The 1,335-nt window shown below is 69.3% G+C and carries 1 protein-coding gene; it reads right to left on the bottom strand.

Annotated features, from left to right (window positions below):
• The coding region (locus tag AB4Y84_RS21750; RefSeq protein ID WP_442250946.1) for an acetate--CoA ligase family protein at positions 1-1,335 on the bottom strand (1,335 nt) is incomplete at both ends.

The following is a 1,335-nucleotide window of genomic DNA, read 5'->3' as shown; positions in this document are numbered from 1 at the left end:
CGCCACGCTCCAGCAGCGGTTGCGCCAGGTCCATCGCCTCGTGCGCATCGCGCGCATGCAACACCGGCGCAGAGGGAATGCCGTAGGCCTTCAGCAGCTCATGGGTGGCCAGCGGATCCAGCCAGCCCTGGCCATTGGCTAGCGCGCCTTCGACCAGCGCGCGCGCACGCGCGGTATCCACGCTGAAATCCTGCGGCAGGCTCGGCGGCGTTTCCATCAACGCACTCTGTGCCTCCCGGTAACGCACCAGATGCTGGAAGCCGCGCACGGCCTCCGCTTCGGTGGGATAGGTCGGCACGCGTGCCGCATTGAGGGTGGCGGTGGCCTGGTCGTCATTGCCCAGCCACACCGCGAATACCGGCTTGTCGCGGTGATGGCGCGGGCGCAGGCCGAGCGTGCGGGTCAGCGCCTGCGCCGCATCGGCCGACGAGGTGAACGCGGTAGGCACGTTGACCACCAGCACTGCATCGTTCTCGCTGTCGGCCAGCAACGCTTCGATGGCGGTGGCATAGCGATCACCATCGGCATCGACCACGATGTCGACCGGGTTGCTGCGCGACCAGCCCTGCGGCAGTACCGCATCCAGCTTCTGCACGGTGCTGTCGGACAGTTGCGCCAGCGTGCCCTGCAGCGCGATCAGCTGGTCCACCGCAAGGTGGCCGACGCCACCGCCGTTGCTGAGGATGGCCAAGCGACGACCGGGGAAGGTGCCAAGCCGGCCCAGCGACTCGGCTGCGGTGAACAGTTCGTCCAGCGCGCTCACCCGCAGCAGGCCGGCACGGTTGAATGCCGCGCCGTACACATCATCGGCGCGCGCCAGGGCCTGCACGTGGGTATCGGCGCTGCCCGGCTGCACCCGTTCGGCGCGCCCGGACTTCACCACCACCACCGGTTTGGCACGCGCCGCGGCACGTGCGGCCGACATGAACTTGCGGGCGTCCTTGATCTGCTCGACGTAGAGCAGGATGGCGCGCGTGCGGTAGTCGGTGGCGAAATAGTCCAGCAGGTCGCCGAAGTCCACGTCCATGGTGTCGCCCAGCGAAACCACGGCGGAGAACCCCACCGAGCGCGCCACGCCCCACTCCACCAGGGCGGCGGCGATCGCCGAGGATTCGGAGATCAACGCGAGGTCGCCGGCCTGCGGGAAATGCGCGGCGATGCTGGCATTGAGCCGTGCATGCGGTGCGATCACGCCCAGGCAGTGCGGGCCGAGGATGCGCAGGCCATGCGCACGCGCGGCGGCCTCCACCTGTGCCCACGGCGAGCCTGGGCCCTCACCCAGATGCGCGGTGAGGATGATCGCTGCCTGCACGCCACGTTCGGCAGCGGTGCGTA

This window comes from Stenotrophomonas sp. 2YAF22, assembly GCF_052114665.1.
Lineage (GTDB): Bacteria > Pseudomonadota > Gammaproteobacteria > Xanthomonadales > Xanthomonadaceae > Stenotrophomonas > Stenotrophomonas indicatrix.
The sequence above is the reverse complement of the archived record's forward strand: the minus strand, read 5'-3'. Positions and strand labels throughout refer to the sequence as shown.